Raw genomic sequence first — 17,539 nt, 5'->3', positions numbered from 1 at the left:
AGTACTAAACTAAGGCACTATCCACTGCGATAGTGCTTTTATATTTTTAATATCAAATAATAACCATTTAATCGTTGTGATTTAATAAATTATAAATTACGTTCTTAACATAAATTGAATGAATTAATTTTAAATCGATTTAAACAGTATTTAATCAATATTTATCTTATTTAAAATCACATTCGAAGTGCAAAATCAATATATTATAAGTATAATCATGTTAGAATTTGATTAAGAGACTAATCTAAAAGTAATATGAATAGTGAAAATTTATATTTTCAAAAAGAAATAAGTTGGTTAGCGTTTAACGAACGCGTGTTACAAGAAGCGGCTGATCTTAGCAATCCACTTATTGAACGAGTAAGATTTTTAGGAATTTATTCAAATAATCTGGATGAATTTTATAAAGTTCAGTTTGCTAATTTAAAACGCAATGTGCTAATTGAACAAGAAAAAGGTAATGCATCTAGTGCCAAAAATATTCTTAAATTAGTTCATCAGAAAGTGATTCAAGCGGAATTGAAATTTGAAACACTTTATAATGAATTGCTTTTAGAAATGGCAAGAAATCAGATTTTCTTAATCAATGAACGCCAACTTACTTCACTTCAGGAAGAATGGATTAGAAAATTTTATAAACAAAATTTACGGCAATATATCAACCCTATATTACTCGATAGTCATACGGACTTGATTCAATTTTTAAAAGATGATCATTCCTATCTTGCCGTGGAAATTATTAACAATAATGATATAAAATATGCACTTTTAGAATTACCTACCGAAAAAGTTTCACGTTTTGTATTACTCCCGTCAGATTCCGCGTCCAAAAATAAATCCCTAATATTTTTAGATAATATTTTACGCTTTTGTTTGCCTGATATTTTTAAAATTTTCTTCGATGCGACGCAATTCAATGCTTACTCAATCAAATTTAATCGTGATGCAGAATATGAACTTAGTAGCGAAATGGATAGCTTATTAGAATTAATGTCACAAGGATTAAAACAACGCATCACCGCACAACCAGTAAGATTCATATATCAAAAAGACATGCCTAAAACATTGATGGAGTTACTTTTATCTAAATTAAAATTAACTGAAAATGATGCGATGCAAGGTGGTCGTTATCCAAATTTGAAAGATTTAATGGAGTTTCCATGTATTGGTAGGATTAATTTACTTAATAAAGTCTTGCCAAGTCTAACTTACAACCGTTTCAAAAAATTTCGCAATGCCTTTGATGCAATTCGTGATCGAGATATTTTACTATATTATCCTTATTATTCATTCAGCCATGTGCTGGAAATCATGCGTCAAGCTTCATTTGATCCCAGTGTTACCCACATACGGGTCAATATCTATCGGGTAGCAAAAGATTCACGATTTGTACAAGCCGCAATCAATGCTGCGAATAATGGTAAAAAAGTCACAGTTGTCGTTGAATTGCAAGCACGATTTGACGAAGAAATTAATATACACTGGGCAAAAACCTTAATGAGTTCAGGCGTTAAAGTCATTTATTCTCAACCTAGACTAAAAATTCATGCCAAATTATTTCTTATTGAACGTAAAGAAAACGATAAAATTATGCGCTATGCCCATATCGGTTCGGGAAATTTCAATGAAAAAACCGCTAAAATATATACAGATTTTTCATTACTTACCGCCGATCCTATGATTACAGAAGAAGTTAAAAAAGTTTTTAACTTTATTGAGAACCCATTTAAGCCTGTCACATTCAATTATCTATTAGTTTCACCACAAAATACCCGCTTAAAATTTATGCAATTTGTCCAACGTGAAATTGACCATGCAAAAGCAGGTAAACCGTGTGGCATTTATTTAAAACTTAATGCTATGACAGATAAAGAGATGATCAATAAATTATATGAAGCCTCAAGCGCTGGTGTTAAAGTGAGGATGATTATTCGTGGGATGTGTATTCTTAAGCCACAAGTACCTAATTTAAGTGAAAATATCTTTGTTACCAGTATCGTTGATCGCTTTCTTGAACATGCACGCGTCTATATTTTTGAAAATAATGGTCAAAAAGATACTTATATCTCGTCTGCGGACTGGATGCCACGTAATATTGATAACCGAGTTGAGGTGGGTGTGAAAGTGTTAGATAGCTCCTTAAAGAAAATCATTCAAGATATTTTTATGATTCAAGCAAGTGATAATGTTAAAGCGAGGATTATCGATCAAGATCTTAAAAATGCTTATCTTCAACGTGGCAATAAAAAACGAGTACGTTCACAAACAGCTATCTATGAATACTTAAATCGCTTAGAAAATGATAACCAGCATTAAGGATAATTGAATGAAAGATTTAAAACAAACATTTAATGAATATGCTGTTGTGGATCTTGGTTCGAATAGTTTTCATATGATCATTGCTAAGAAAATGGATAACTCACTGCAAATCATTTATAAAAATAAACAGCATGTTCAATTGGCAACGGGATTAGATGACCAAAATCAGTTAAGTGCTGAGATTATTCAACGTGGTATACAGTGTTTAACTTTATTTGCTGAACGATTAAAAAATTTTCCTGCATCTCATGTTAAAGTCATTGGTACATATACCTTACGAATAGCCCGAAATCGTTATCAATTTTTAATGCAAGCGGCCCGTGTTCTGCCCTTTCCTATTGAAGTTGTTTCTGGACAAGAAGAAGCACGCTTAATTTATTTAGGGGCAATTAACAGTGAATCAGTTAAGCAGTCTGATGTCAAATTAGTTATTGATGTTGGCGGAGGTTCGACTGAGATTGCAATTGGAAAAGACCAAATTCCGTCTTTTGTCGAAAGTCGCCCTATGGGGTGTGTAACCTTTGCTAAACAATTTTTTCCCAAACAAATTATTAATAAAGCATCATTTGAACGGGCAAAATTAGCTGCCGAACAACAAGTCGAAAAATTGATTACATCGGTTAAAAGCAAAAACGTATCGGTTGCTTTTGGTTCATCAGGTACTATCAAAAGTATTTATAACATATTACTTGATTTAGGAGTAACTGATGGCATCATTACGCCAAAACGTCTTGATGATCTGGTAGCCTATATTTTAGAATTTAAAACCTTTTCTGAAATTGATTTTCCATCATTATCCAACGAACGAAAACAGATTTTTGTAAGTGGCCTTGCCATATTTTATGGTGTATTTAATGCATTTGCTTTACAAGAACTTCATTACACTCATAGTGCTCTTAGAGAAGGTGTATTATATGAATTAACAAATCATAACCAAGGAAATCAAGATATCTGTCAAAAAACGGTCAGTTTCTTAATTAAACATTATAAAATTGATGTTGTACATGCTAGCAAAACGGTTGATATCGCCAAATGGCTATTTTCCCAATGGCAACAATCTTCCAAGATAATAATTGATGAAAAATTAGAATCTTTACTTTATTGGGCTGCATGGCTACATGAAATAGGATTAAGTATTAATTTTTCCAATATTCATAAACATTCTGCCTATATCATAAAAAATTGCAACATGGCAGGGTTTAATGAAGAACAACAATTTTTAATGGCAACATTAATACGTTATCATCGCAAAGCATTCAAGTTGGAAAATATTCCTAATTTCAGTTTATTTGAACAAAAACACGTAATTGTGATGTTACAAATTCTAAGATTAGCGGTTTTAATCAACAATCAACGCTGTGCGACATTAGATGAAAAAGTATTTAAATTAATGACTTTAAATGATAATATTTTCCATCTTGATTTAATAATTGAGCGAAATTTTGCTGAAAAAAATCAATTGATTTTACTTGATCTTGAGCAAGAACAAACCTATTGGCAAGAAAATAAAAACTGGCAGTTAAATTTTATAATAGAATAAAAATAAAAAAATTGTTATGGTTAAAAAGATCCTAATATCCAATAATATTCGTAGTTTAAGAGCTCAAACAAAAAATTTGTCGCTGGAGCTTTTAGAAGATATATATCAAAAACTTAATCAAATTATCCAAGAACGTTATCAACATAACAAACTTGCTCTAGAAAATGTTATCAAATATGATAAAAAACTCGAAACCTATTTGCAGCAAATGAAACAAGATGGAATAGAATTAAATGATTTGTTAAAAAAAGCCGATTTTCCTTCTTTCCGAAAAATTCACAGAGTCAGACCTATTCGTCCACCAAAATATAAATATTTTGATGATTCAGGCAATTTCAGAACCTGGACAGGCCAGGGTAGAATGCCTAAACCTATCCGGATTGCCATCAATTCGGGAAAAAACAAATCACTTAATGACTTTCTTATTGAATTTAGCAACAAATAAACCAATGAAATAGTAAATTAATAACCATTTAAAATTTTAACCGGATCAACGTTACAGGCTCTTCTGGCTGGGTAATAACTGGCAATTAATGTTAATAATAATGAAGTAAAAAATACTATGATTACATCACTTAGGTGAATTTCTGAAGGCAGAAAATCAATAAAATAGATATGACTATTGAGCAACGAATGACCAAGTAATACTTCTACACCTTTCACTATCTGTGATAATTGGCTGGAAATGCTTACCCCTAATACTACACCAACTAAGCTTCCAATTAATCCTGAAATAACGCCATAGCAAATAAATGTTTGGCTAATCAGTCGGTTATTCGCCCCTAATGTTTTAAGAATAGCTATTTCTCGTTGTTTATCCTTAACAGCAATAACCAAAGTTGAAACAATACTAAAACATGCTACACTAATAACGATAATCATAGCAAGATACATAATTTGCCGAATCATTTGAATATCATGGTACATATAACCATAGCTACGTTCCCAACTGGAGGTTAAAATCGGTTGATAGAGATTTAACTTAATGCGATTAATAACGTAATTGGCTTGATAAATATCTTTAACATTAACCTGAATACCCGTGACAGTGTCACCTATTTGTAAATATTTCTGAGCATCAATCAGAGGAAGCAAAGCAAGCTCATTACCTAAACTGCCACTAAAATTCATGATACCTACCACTTGCAATCTTATACGTCTAGGTTGTTTTAATTGTCCTGCTGAATCAGAAGAGGGAATCATTAATGTAATCCACTCCCCTTCTTTTACCGCCAATGATTGAGCTAAACCAATACCAATTAAAATTTGTTTACTATTTGGTTTAAATTCTTGCCATCGATTAGCTAAAATATACTTTGGTAAGCGACTAGTTTGTGCTTCCTGTTCAAGATCGATTCCTTGTACTTGTACAGCCTTTAATTTATTACCATTTTCCAATAATCCGGTAAAACGGATAAAGGGAGCTGATGAAATAATTTCTGGATTTTGATCAATTTGTTGTTGAACAGTTCGCCAATTAGTTAATCGTCCATTTGCTGCAAAAAATTCACCATGTGGAATTACGGATAATACTCGGTTATGCAATTCCCGTTCAAAACCATTCATAGCACTTAACCCAATAATTAATGCAGCAATACCAATTGCAATACTGGCGGTCGAAATAACCGAAATCAGGGATAACATAGCACTTTGTTTACGCCCTTTTCTAAATCTTTTTGCCAAAACCAAAGCCAACATAGCATTATCCTTGTTGTTTTAATAATGATAGTGAACCTGAGGTCATAACAAATTGCTGCTGCATTTTTCGCGCCAATTGTAAATCATGAGTAACGACTAAAAATGCTGTACCTTGTTTTTGATTCAAATCGATCAGTAATTCAAATATAGATTCGGCAGTGGCTTGATCTAAGTTACCCGTTGGCTCATCTGCCATAACAATCGACGGATGATTAATTAATGCGCGACCAATAGCAATACGTTGACGTTCCCCCCCCGAAAGTTCCGAAGGGCGATGTTTAGCACGATGTAATAAATTAACCGCTTCCAACATTGCCAAAGCGCGTTCTTGAGCTTCTTGATTGGGAATTCCACTTATCATTAAAGGCATAGCAATATTTTCAAGCGCACTAAAGTCAGAAAGTAGATGATGAAATTGATAAACAAAACCAATTTCTTTGTTACGTAATTTTGCTTTTTCATTTTCAGATAGTTGATTAATTGAGTGAGATCTAAATAAAATATCACCCGAAGATGCACTATCTAAACCACCTAACAAATGCAGTAATGTGCTTTTACCTGAGCCTGAACTGCCAATAATGGATGTTAAGGTATTGGGATAGATATCAAAAGTGATCGATTTTAATACTTCAGTAATGACTTTACCTTCTTGGTAATTTTTACAAAGGTTTAACGTCGATATTAACGGTTGACATTCCATAGTATATACATCATTCATAACGCAATGCCTCTGCCGGTTGAATATTAGCTGCACGATAAGCAGGATAAAGAGTAGCAAAAATTGATAATAGAAATAAGGCTAAAAAAACAGTCAGCACTTGCTGAAAATTGACATCTGAAGGTAGTGGAATTCCTGCAAAACTTAATCCAAATTTTGCGAGATACAAAGCAACAATCAAACCAAATAAGCATCCGATTACCGAACCTATAATTCCGGAACTAGCACCTTGAATAATAAAAATTAGCATTGTTCGATGACGATTTAAACCTTGTGTTTTCAAAATCGCGATTTCGTTCTGTTTTTCCATCACCAACAAACTTAAAGAAGTAATGATATTAAAGGCTGCTACAATAACAATCAAACTAATCAATAGAGCCATAACATTTTTTTCCATGCTGATTGCCTGAAATAATTCACCACGCTTTTCACGCCAATCTTCAAATTGCATATTTTTTGGTAATGATTGTGAAACAATATTATCGATAGCTAATGGATTATCTAGCATTAACCGCCAACTGGTTATGGTATTATCAGGATAACGTAGTAATCTGGCAGCATCATGGATATTAAGGTAAATAATTGACTGATCAATATCACGATTTACTGAGAAAATTCCGCTAATTTTAAAAATTCTTTGACTGGGTATTTTTCCAATTGGTGTAATTTGGCTAGCATCTGTCACCATTAATCGTAACTTATCACCTACAGAGACATTTAATGACTCAGCAAGCTTACTACCCACAATAATGTTATATTTTCCTTGTTTTAAGTCTGACAATTTCCCATCATACAAGTAAGGAACAATCGGATCAAATTCTTGAGGATCAATACCAATCATCGTACTCATGGTTAAATTGTTTGGACTTTGAATTATTGCATCACCCGTTACTAAGGGTGTGATGTGCATAATGTGTTTATTTGCAGGAACTATTGAACTGGGATAAGTTGTTAATGACAAACGATGGTCCGCTGTTGTCAATTGCGCTTGAGGAATAAATTGTAAAATATTTCTTTGCATCTCATTTTCAAAGCCATTCATAACTGACATAATGACAATTAAGCCAAATGCACCTAACATAATACCAATCATAGATAGCCAAGAAACAAAGCGACCAAAATTGTCCGCTTTTCGACTAAAAGCATAACGTAAGCCGATATAAAACGGCAATGGATGAAACATATTTATTTCTCTAAAATCAAAAAGATGAGTTTTTCTTGCTTTGATGTTGTGATAAAAATGACTTCATAATATCGGCAAATAAACCTGATATCAAGTGTTAGCTAACAATGGAATATTTTAAATTGTCAATAATGAACTAGAAATAGCTCAGACCTTAAAATATGTATAAATATACAATAACTTAAATAACGCTATAAAAGAGATGCAAATTTAACCATCAAATTTGACTGTAATTTTTAACGTTTACTGTATAATTAGACATTAATTAACGATTTATTTTGATAATTTATTATGTCTAATATAAAAATACCCCATAAATCTGGCCAAATACAAGAGTATGGGCAATTAGTGGGGGCAGCCTTTTCTCTTTTTTGCGCTCAAGTACTTGCCCAGCATCAAGGTCCGGTTCTCATAATTACCGATGACATGCAACAAACGACACGTTTGAAAGATGAATTAAAACAATATAATACTAGCTTTCCAACATTATTATTCCCAGATTGGGAAACACTGCCTTATGATAGTTTTTCACCGCATCAAGATATTATTTCTGAACGTTTATCGACCCTTTATCAATTACCCCATCTTTCTAAAGGTGCATTGATAATTCCAATCAATACCTTAATGCAAAAAGTTTGTCCAAACTCCTATTTGGCTGGTCATGTATTTATAATGCAAAAAGGACAACGTTTATCGCGTGAAGGATTAATTTTGCAACTTGAAAATGCCGGCTATCGACATGTAAGTCAGGTAATGGAACATGGTGAATATACAACTCGTGGCGCTTTGTTTGATGTTTTTCCAATGGGAAGTCAAGCACCCTATCGCATCGACTTTTTTGATGATGAAATTGATAGTATTCGTATTTTTGATGTTGAAACGCAACGAACTCAGCAAGAATTTGACCAGATCCAATTATTGCCAGCACATGAATTTCCATTTGACCAGTCGGCGATCGAACTATTTCGTTCACAATGGCGAGAAAAATTTCCAGTTCGACTTGATTCAGAAAGTATATATCAGCAAGTATCAAAACATATCTTACCTACAGGTATCGAATATTGGCAAAGGTTGTTTTTTAATGAACCGCTGATTTCTTTATTTGACTATCTGCCAACCAATACTTTATTAATCACCACCGAACAATTATCAAGTTTTGCTGAAAAATTCTGGCAAGATATTAAAGCGCGTTTTGACAGTCGCAATGTTGACCCGATGCGCCCATTACTCAGACCAGACGAAATTTGGTATAAAGTTGATGAAATATTTTCAAAATTTAAGCAATATCCACGGCTAATCCTAAGTCAACAGCGATTAACTGGTAAAAATGCCACAAATTTGAATTATGATCTATTACCTAATTTAGCAATTCAAATCCAACAGAAAGAACCTTACCAGAATTTCTTACAATTTATTGAAAATTTTTCAGGTAATATCGTCTTTTCTGTTGAATCAGAAGGTCGCCGTGAAGCATTACAAGATATTCTTCATCGTATTAAAATCTTTCCAAAATTGATACAGCGTTTCGAAGAAATCACGCCTCTATCATCTAAACAGTTTTATTTAATGATTGGTGCAAGCGAAAATGGATTTATTGACCACGTTGACAATTTTGCCCTTATTACCGAAAATGAACTCCTTGGCCGACGTATTATCCGTCGTCGAAAAGAGAGCAAACAATCGATTAATACCGATGCTTTAATTGGCAGCTTGGCTGAACTAGTACCAGGAAAACCCGTTGTTCATTTAGAGCATGGTGTTGGACGCTATGCCGGATTAACAACTTTAGAAGCTGGTGGTATTACTGCTGAATATTTAATATTACTCTATGCTAATAACACAAAGCTTTATGTGCCTGTCTCATCATTAAATTTAATCAGTCGCTATTCAGGTGGGGATGAGGAAAATGCGCCTTTAAATAAACTCGGTACTGATGCTTGGAGCAAAGCACGTCTTAAAGCGGCCGAAAAAGTACGTGATGTAGCAGCCGAATTATTGGACATCTATGCTCAACGTGAAACCAAACCTGGTTTTGCATTTAAGCAAGATCGAGAACAATATGAACTATTTTGTCAAAGCTTCCATTATCAGGAAACTGATGACCAATTAAATGCCATTGGCGCAGTGATCGGTGATATGTGTTCTCCCTATGCCATGGATCGACTGGTTTGCGGTGATGTCGGTTTCGGTAAAACTGAAGTAGCAATGCGGGCAGCATTTTTAGCGGTCATCAATCATAAACAGGTTGCCGTCTTAGTTCCCACCACCCTACTAGCACAACAACATTATGAAAATTTCTGTGATCGTTTTGCAAATTGGCCGATTCGAATTGAATCCTTATCACGCTTTAAAACCGTAAAACAACAGCAACAAATTATTCAAGCGCTAGAAGAAGGCAAAGTGGATATTGTAATTGGCACACATAAACTACTACAAGCCGATGTGAAATGGCGTGATTTAGGTTTATTGATAGTTGATGAAGAACATCGATTTGGTGTCAGACAGAAAGAACGTATTAAAGCAATGCGGGCCAATGTCGATATCCTAACCTTAACCGCAACGCCAATTCCAAGAACCCTAAATATGGCAATGAGTGGTATGCGTGATTTGTCCATTATTGCCACAGCACCCGCCAGAAGATTGGCTGTGAAAACCTTTGTACGTGAATATGATAATTATGTTATTCGCGAAGCGATATTAAGAGAAATTTTACGTGGTGGGCAAGTCTATTATTTACATAATGACGTCGCTGATATCGAAAAAATACGCGAAAACATACAAGAGCTAATCCCTGAAGCTAGAGTTGCTGTCGGTCATGGACAAATGCATGAAAGAGAACTAGAACGTGTAATGAATGATTTTCATCATCAGCGATACAACTTATTAATATGTACTACTATTATTGAAACGGGCATTGATGTTCCCAATGCCAATACGATTATTATCGAGCGAGCTGATAAATTTGGTTTAGCACAACTCCATCAGTTAAGAGGACGAGTTGGTCGCTCTTACCATCAAGCTTATGCTTATTTATTAACACCATCACCGAAAGCGCTTAGCAAAGATGCCAAAAAACGGCTTGAAGCAATTGCTTCACTTGAAGATTTAGGTGCAGGTTTTGCTTTAGCTACCCACGATTTGGAAATACGTGGTGCAGGTGAGTTGTTGGGAGAAGATCAAAGTGGCCAAATCGAATCAATAGGTTTTAATTTATATATTGAATTACTTGATGAAGCCGTAAAATCACTTAAATCAGGCAAAGAACCCTCCTTAGAATCACTATTAAATCATCAACAAACGGAAATCGAATTAAGGTTACCTACGTTAATTCCCGATGATTTCATTGCCGATGTCAATACTCGTTTATCTCTATATAAACGTATAGCATCCGTCGAAAACAATGATCAGCTTACTGACATTAAAATCGAGATGATCGACCGATTTGGCAAACTACCCGATCCAGTCATTTTTTTATTAATAACGACAAAATTTCGTCTAACTGCTCACCAACTTGGGATTACAAAGTTAGAATTAACGGAAAAAGGTGGTTATATTGAATTCGGAACAGCAAATCAAATTGCTATCGATTATCTAATCAGTCTTATTCAAACCGATCCGAGAAGCTACCGTTTAGACGGACAAAATCGCTTAAAATTACTCAAGACCAGTTTAGATAGACAACAACGCATAGATTATATTGAGAGTTTATTAGAGCAATTTAAAAATAACAAAGGATGAATGACAAAAGGAAAAAATAATGAAAAAAAAATTAATTACCCTAGGAATTTTAGCCACTCTAGGAATAGCATACACTGGAAGTTCTTGGTATTTTGGTAATAAAATAAGGAGTGAATTTACCCAAAAATTGCCACAAATCGAGAGAGAATTTAATTCATTTTTAAAAGATACATCATCTTCGTTTGATGATATTGAAGTCAAATTATCCATTGCTGAGTATGAGCAAAACATTTTTAGCAGTAACATTAAGCTTAAACTATCATTCAACCAAACTTATGGTTTAGAACTTCATCAACGCGCTGAGCTAACTGAATTAGGCTATGACTTTGAAACAGAACTGATGAATTTTAACGATGCGCTAACTATATTCCATGGACCATTGCCAATCTACAGCTTTTTAAACGGTGATGTTATTCCAAAACAAGCAGTGATCACCTATCAATTAAAAAAAAATGTACTTAATAAAGAATTACAAAATATGGTAGGTAATAAACCGTTACTAACTATGGAAACCAAAATTGATTTAAGTGGAAATACTACGACCATTTTAACGACACCTGCTATTGATTATAAATCGGATGGAATGGAAAGAAATACCTTTATTTCTAGCGCAAATAAATTAACAATAAATCAAACCACAGATATGAATAAGTCTGTAAAACATATCAATTTGAATATTGAAAAGTTTCAACTTTTCACTGCTAGTCATTTCTTTAATTTAAAGTTGAATATTGATGATTTATACTTAACCGGCAGCCAAATGGTAGATTTGGTTAAACAAAATATTAACACTAACTTAGATTTACAATTGAACAATTTAAGCCTATTGGTTGGAGAGGAGAATTTAGATTTAAACAATATTAGCTTAAAGACTAATGCTAATGGTAAAAATTGCATGAATAGTATTAAGAATATTCAATTTGATATCGATCAAATTATCTATGGCAAACAAAATCTTGGACAATTTAATAGCGAAGTCAATTTTACCTGTAATGTTAATATAAACCACGCTCAGGAGATTAACCACCAAACAAACAAAATTGAAGTAGATATTGCTAATATCTCTCTCGACACTACGAATGGCAAACTAAGTGCGGCATATAAAATAAAATGGTCTGATCATAAACCAAGCTTTACAACCATGTTAAAAAAAATTCTAGATATAATAGATGCCCCCCAATCTGTAATAAGTGCTGATCCAAACTTAGAATATGAAAGTCATATTCAATTTCCAGTTAAAGCATTGGCAATGTTATCTGCTAAAATTCATAATAATAAATACGAAACAGTGTTAATTGATCGTGCTTTATATAATCCCCAAACTTGGCTCGATGAAACAAAAATATCTGAAGCAGACCGGTGGATCCATTACCCCTTATTTTTGATTAATAATGATACTATTGAGAGTAATATTTTATTTTCAACAATTGATAAACAATTTTATATTAATAGTAATTCGGTTGATCCATCTTCTCGCTACAAAATCTCCAATAACTTTAGACATAATAGATTTTTTGATAGCTATTGATGAGGTGGCAATAGCGAAAGGAATGGAATAAATGATAGTGGAAAAAAATGGCAAACAGGGTGTAAGAGTTGCGAATGTAAAGCATTTAGGATAGATAGTAAGTAAATCACAATATGAAAATATCCAACATTTATATTTGTCCAGTGAAAGATAATATTTTAGATTGATATAGTCTGTTTTGCTGATGGTTGTGTTTACTAATTAGAAAACCTTTATCATGGAATCGCCCCATAAAAAGAGCCGTTTATTTTAGTCTTGTCATTAGAACGTAAGAACTTAGTCTATCGCATCAGGATATCAATTGTATATCCTGATGCAAATATTAGCGCTTCAATTTCGATCTTCTCGCATAGCTATAATTCGTTCGACCGTATCAACAATAGCTTGCGTTTGGGAATCAATCTCAATATTTACGCAATCCCCCTCTCGTTTATATTTTAAGGTAGTTATGGCTAATGTCTCAGGAATTAAATGAATCAAAAATTGATTATTTTTAACTTCGCCAACCGTTAAGCTAGCGCCATCTATACCAATAAACCCTTTATATAAGACATATTTCATAAATACCAGCGGCATCTCTAATCGCATAGTACAGTTAGTTGCTGTTGTCATGATATTTTTGATTTTAGCCGTACAAGAAATATGCCCTGACATAATATGTCCACCAACTTCATCACCATATCTAGCACTACGTTCAATATTAACAAAATCACCCGCTTTTTTATTACCTAATGTGGTAATGGCAAGCGTTTCTTGCATAATATCAAAATTCACGCTATTAGCTGTAACTTGGGTTACGGTTAAACAACACCCATCATTTGCTATCGAAGCGCCGATTGCAATATTTTTAGTTAAGTGATGTGGAAGTTCCACCTGGATAGTACGTAGTTTATCATGATCAACAATTTTGATGATCTTCCCAACGCCTTGTACAATACCGGTAAACATATATCGATTCCTGTTAAAAAAAGTAATAAGGTTATTTTAGCATTTTTTTCTCTTTTAATAACCTCATACAGCAAAGTGATAATTCATCTTTACCAACATATTATTTACTTAAAGCATGTTATTCTATTGCATGACATCGTATAATAATATCCCTATAAAATAACGAGATAATAAAGGATAGACACTTATGTTAAAAGCCATCGTGGCAATTATTATTGGTTCAAGCTTGGGGGGGTTAAGTCGCTGGTTATTATCTACTCGATTCAATCCACTTTTAACTATCCCATTTGGTACTTTATTATCAAACTTGTTAGCTGGTTATATAATTGGTTATGCTCTGATGTTTTTTACTAATCATCCAAATATTACGCCTGAATGGCGGTTATTGATTATGACTGGTTTCTGTGGTGGGTTATCTACGTTTTCTACCTTTTCGGTTGAGGTAATATTATTTTTTCAACGAGGTCAAATAGGATTAGGTTGTATAACAATTTTAATGCATGTTATTGGATCGTTAGTCATGACTATTTTAGGCATTATGACATTTAACTGGTTAAAATAGATAGTGATAGTGAAGATAATATGCTTAGAACATGATGGTTAACATTCAAGTAGATCATTTCACAGTATTCTTAAACCTAGTATCGAAAACAAGTAAAACAGATTACTTTAGAATATTAATGATTAATATATTATAGCTGGTAATGTTCTAGGAACACGGAGCACATTATTATATTATCTAACACATATATATCTGTTAATATTGAATAAAATTGATAGTTTCAATCGCTAGGTCTCCCAAATTAATTATTTGTCATTAAACGTTGTTTAAATAAAAGGCCTCTCCAGCCAGTTAATAATTCTGGTTGTTCAGTTATTTCATGATGATGCCATTTAACAAATTGTTCGATTTGCCTCTTAGATACCAATAAATCTAAATTGAGTCCCGTTTGCATAGATATTTCATTGGCGGCTTGCTTAATCAAATTCGACCATATTTTATAATCTGGATAATCAACTAATCTTTTGATGGGTTCAGCAGATTCGCATGTCTGATGTAAAATAGCGAGAATTTTATCACCGAAAAGACGTAATGCTTTACCTTTCATTCCTAAAGAAGATAATTCAGCTAAAGATTTAGGTTGATAACGCGCTATTTGCCATAATATCTCCTGATGAATAACAAAATTTAATGCTATATCGTGTGTTTTAGCATAATCATAGCGCCAACTGGCTAATTTTTTTAAATAACCTAATTGAATTGGCCGAAGTTGCCAAGCGTTTTTAATCGATAAGTAAGCATTACTTGGTTGAATGGGTAAATAACGGCGGCGGACAACATTTTGACACTCTTCATAAGCAGCATTAAGCCACCCTTTATCAAATAATAATGACTTTAACTTGAGTATTAAAGGATATAAATAAAACACATCATTTGCTGCATATTGGCATTGTTTCTTAGTTAAAGGTCGTTGTAGCCAATCCGTTAGGGTTTCGCTTTTATCTAATTTAATAGCTAAATATTTATTGACCAATGTAGCATAACCAGTACTCAGTGGGTTATCTAAAAAAGACGCTAATATTTGACTATCCAGTATATTTTCTAATTCAATATTAAAATAATGGCTAAACACTTCAATATCTTCACTACAAGCATGAAAATATTTTTCAATCAAATTATTCTTTAATATTTCAATAAAAGGTTGCCAATTTTCTATGTATAAAGGATCAACTATTGCTAAATTTTGTCCATCATAAACCTGTAACAGTGCTAAACGCGGATAAAATGTTTTAGTTCGTATAAACTCAGTATCTAATGCTAAGCTATGTGACGTTTGAAGCTTTGTACATAGTTGTCGTAATGCCAAGTCATTGGATATAAATTGGTAAGACACAATTAATCCTTATTTTCTATTTGTTTTTTAAAATGTAATTCAGCAACCACGATTTCTGCACGTGTCATTAATCGAATAGGAGGTCCCCATAAACCATAGCCACAAGTCACAATACTGGTAAAACGCTTATTATCTTTAGGCTGATAAATTCCCCAAGGATTTTGATAAACTTCATTGACAACCAATGTCATTGGAAAAATTTGTCCGCCATGAGTATGCCCGGCAAACATAACATCAATACCAAGATTTTCGGGTTCAATCAAATCGGCAGGTTGATGATCTAATAAAATAATGGGTTTATCTTCATCGACAAAGTTCATAAGGAATGGCAAATCCATACGATGTTCTGAAAGATCATCGCGGCCAATGATCGAAATTCCCGTTTGTTCATCATAATAAACATCATCTAATAAAACTTTCATATTTCCATCCTTGAAAGCATTAATAACATCTTGAGTGGTATTGTAATGATCACGTTCAATACCATAATGCTCATGATTACCAAAAATAATGAAAGTACCATAAGTCGAATGAATTTGGCGAAAGTCTTCCGCTAATTTTTTATCTATAAAAGGTTTTACTTTACCATCAAGGGTATCACCGGTAAAAAACACATAATCGGGGTTAAGATCATTAATATGGGAAACCATATCTTGAATAAACTTTTTCGAGGTAATTTCATTCAAATGAATATCAGATATCTGGACGATTTTTAAACTTTCAACGTTAGCGGGCTTATCCACATTAATATCGTATGTGACAACCCTAGGCTGGCTTGAACAATAGAGTCCAATTAAAAATAAAGAGAAAGAAATGCCGATAAATAGCCCTTGAATGACAATATTCTTGTTATCAGCTCGCTGGAAAATAAATCGCCGGATAAAACGTATAATATCAATTATTACTATTCCCCAAAAGAAACAAATAATGATTGAAAATAATAGATAGCCAATTAATGGTAGCCAGTAATCTGATAAATTACTGAAATGTAAACAACCTAAAAACGAGAAGGCACCAATAAAAATAATTAACCAATAAAGTTTTTTTGCTAAAGTATTAATGTATCCTTCATGATGAATATTAAATAAATTGATTGATCTAAAACCAAGATATAGTGCAACCAAAAAACTGCCTAAAACATCAAATATTAAATTCCAATCCATAAAAATTACATCTATTACCCAAGAATAGTGTTATCATAACAGAATTTTATAAGCAGTTAATATTATTTAATAATGGAACATAAGAAAGACACACTTTTTTTAAACCCCATCGAACAATTGGGTAATTGGACATTTGACGAAAAAGTTGCAGAAGTTTTTCCAGATATGATTCAACGCTCAGTACCTGGCTACACTAATATTCTCGCTATGATAGGCATGTTAGCTAAACGATTTATCACATCAGGTACTAATATTTACGATCTTGGTTGTTCTCTTGGTGCCGCGACCCTATCAATACGACGCAACCTTGATTATAACGATTGTACAATTTATGCCGTTGATAATTCACCAGCCATGATTAAACGCTGCCAAACCCATTTAAGCGCTTATAAAGCCGTTACCCCCGTAAAAGTAATTTGTAGCGATATTTGTGACATCGAAATGCAAAACGCATCGATGATTGTACTTAATTTTACTTTACAATTTTTAACACCTGAAAATCGGCAAAAATTGATCGATAAAATTTATCAAGCACTTATCCCTGGTGGAATTTTAGTTGTATCCGAAAAATTTAGTTTTACTGATCCTATCATTGATCAATTACTGTTTGATATGCATTATGATTTTAAACGCGCCAATGGCTATAGTGAATTAGAAATCAGTCAAAAACGGAGTATGCTTGAAAATGTCATGATTACTGATTCGATTACTACGCATGAGCAACGTTTAAAGCTAGCAGGATTTAATCACATCAGTACTTGGTATCAATGTTTTAACTTTGGTTCAATGATCGCGATTAAATAACCTTA

Annotated in this window: 13 protein-coding genes; 7 read left to right on the top strand and 6 right to left on the bottom strand. The window is 33.1% G+C overall.

The window, feature by feature from the left end; all coding sequences use genetic code 11:
- The first annotated feature begins 255 nt into the window (after window positions 1–255).
- The 3 genes from ppk1 to JMI89_RS08085 are packed head-to-tail and all read left to right on the top strand — an operon-like array spanning window position 256 to window position 4,304.
- Window positions 256–2,316, top strand: a complete 2,061-nt coding sequence (gene ppk1, locus JMI89_RS08095; RefSeq protein ID WP_220679771.1) for a polyphosphate kinase 1 — start codon at window positions 256–258, stop codon at window positions 2,314–2,316.
- Window positions 2,317–2,326: 10 nt separating this feature from the next.
- Complete coding sequence (locus tag JMI89_RS08090) at window positions 2,327–3,859, top strand: exopolyphosphatase (RefSeq protein ID WP_220679770.1); 1,533 nt, start codon at window positions 2,327–2,329, stop codon at window positions 3,857–3,859.
- A 16-nt stretch (window positions 3,860–3,875) separates the two neighbouring features.
- Window positions 3,876–4,304 carry an H-NS family nucleoid-associated regulatory protein gene (locus JMI89_RS08085; RefSeq protein ID WP_220679769.1) on the top strand — a complete coding sequence of 143 codons (429 nt, stop codon included), beginning with the start codon at window positions 3,876–3,878 and terminating at the stop codon, window positions 4,302–4,304.
- Window positions 4,305–4,321: 17 nt separating this feature from the next.
- Here JMI89_RS08085 and lolE read toward each other — a convergent pair whose 3' ends face one another.
- Genes lolE through lolC form a run of 3 tightly spaced genes read right to left on the bottom strand, consistent with a single transcriptional unit; the run spans window position 4,322 to window position 7,458 of the window.
- The gene (lolE, locus tag JMI89_RS08080) at window positions 4,322–5,557 is read right to left on the bottom strand and encodes a lipoprotein-releasing ABC transporter permease subunit LolE (protein WP_220679768.1); all 1,236 of its coding nucleotides are present in this window, start codon (window positions 5,555–5,557) and stop codon (window positions 4,322–4,324) included.
- A 4-nt stretch (window positions 5,558–5,561) separates the two neighbouring features.
- Window positions 5,562–6,257, bottom strand: coding sequence for a lipoprotein-releasing ABC transporter ATP-binding protein LolD (gene lolD, locus JMI89_RS08075; protein WP_220679797.1), 696 nt, complete (start codon window positions 6,255–6,257; stop codon window positions 5,562–5,564).
- Window positions 6,258–6,267: 10 nt separating this feature from the next.
- Entirely contained in the window at window positions 6,268–7,458 is a 1,191-nt protein-coding gene (gene lolC, locus JMI89_RS08070; protein ID WP_220679767.1) for a lipoprotein-releasing ABC transporter permease subunit LolC, read from the bottom strand.
- A 291-nt stretch (window positions 7,459–7,749) separates the two neighbouring features.
- Between lolC and mfd the strand changes: the two genes are divergently transcribed.
- On the top strand, window positions 7,750–11,196 hold the full coding sequence (gene mfd, locus JMI89_RS08065) for a transcription-repair coupling factor (protein WP_220679766.1): 3,447 nt from the start codon (window positions 7,750–7,752) through the stop codon (window positions 11,194–11,196).
- 19 nt (window positions 11,197–11,215) lie between these two features.
- The gene (locus JMI89_RS08060) at window positions 11,216–12,724 is read left to right on the top strand and encodes a DUF945 family protein (protein ID WP_220679765.1); all 1,509 of its coding nucleotides are present in this window, start codon (window positions 11,216–11,218) and stop codon (window positions 12,722–12,724) included.
- Between the two features lie 330 nt (window positions 12,725–13,054).
- Here JMI89_RS08060 and JMI89_RS08055 read toward each other — a convergent pair whose 3' ends face one another.
- Complete coding sequence (locus JMI89_RS08055; RefSeq protein ID WP_187755276.1) at window positions 13,055–13,672, bottom strand: riboflavin synthase subunit alpha; 618 nt, start codon at window positions 13,670–13,672, stop codon at window positions 13,055–13,057.
- 187 nt (window positions 13,673–13,859) lie between these two features.
- On the opposite strand from JMI89_RS08055, the gene crcB reads away from it, so the two are divergent.
- Window positions 13,860–14,234, top strand: a complete 375-nt coding sequence (gene crcB / locus JMI89_RS08050) for a fluoride efflux transporter CrcB (RefSeq protein ID WP_187755277.1) — start codon at window positions 13,860–13,862, stop codon at window positions 14,232–14,234.
- 241 nt (window positions 14,235–14,475) lie between these two features.
- On the opposite strand, the gene rnd is transcribed toward crcB, so the two are convergent.
- Both rnd and JMI89_RS08040 read right to left on the bottom strand, forming a co-directional pair.
- A complete protein-coding gene (rnd, locus tag JMI89_RS08045; RefSeq protein ID WP_187755278.1) occupies window positions 14,476–15,567 on the bottom strand; it encodes a ribonuclease D in 1,092 nt (363 codons plus the stop codon).
- Window positions 15,568–15,569: 2 nt separating this feature from the next.
- Entirely contained in the window at window positions 15,570–16,730 is a 1,161-nt protein-coding gene (locus tag JMI89_RS08040; RefSeq protein ID WP_220679764.1) for a metallophosphoesterase, read from the bottom strand.
- Between the two features lie 72 nt (window positions 16,731–16,802).
- Between JMI89_RS08040 and cmoA the strand changes: the two genes are divergently transcribed.
- A complete protein-coding gene (gene cmoA / locus JMI89_RS08035; protein ID WP_220679763.1) occupies window positions 16,803–17,534 on the top strand; it encodes a carboxy-S-adenosyl-L-methionine synthase CmoA in 732 nt (243 codons plus the stop codon).
- The last annotated feature ends 5 nt before the right edge of the window (window positions 17,535–17,539 follow it).

The organism is Frischella sp. Ac48 (genome assembly GCF_019641635.1).
Classification (GTDB): domain Bacteria; phylum Pseudomonadota; class Gammaproteobacteria; order Enterobacterales; family Orbaceae; genus Frischella; species Frischella japonica.
This window is presented reverse-complemented; position numbering and strand designations above follow the sequence as displayed.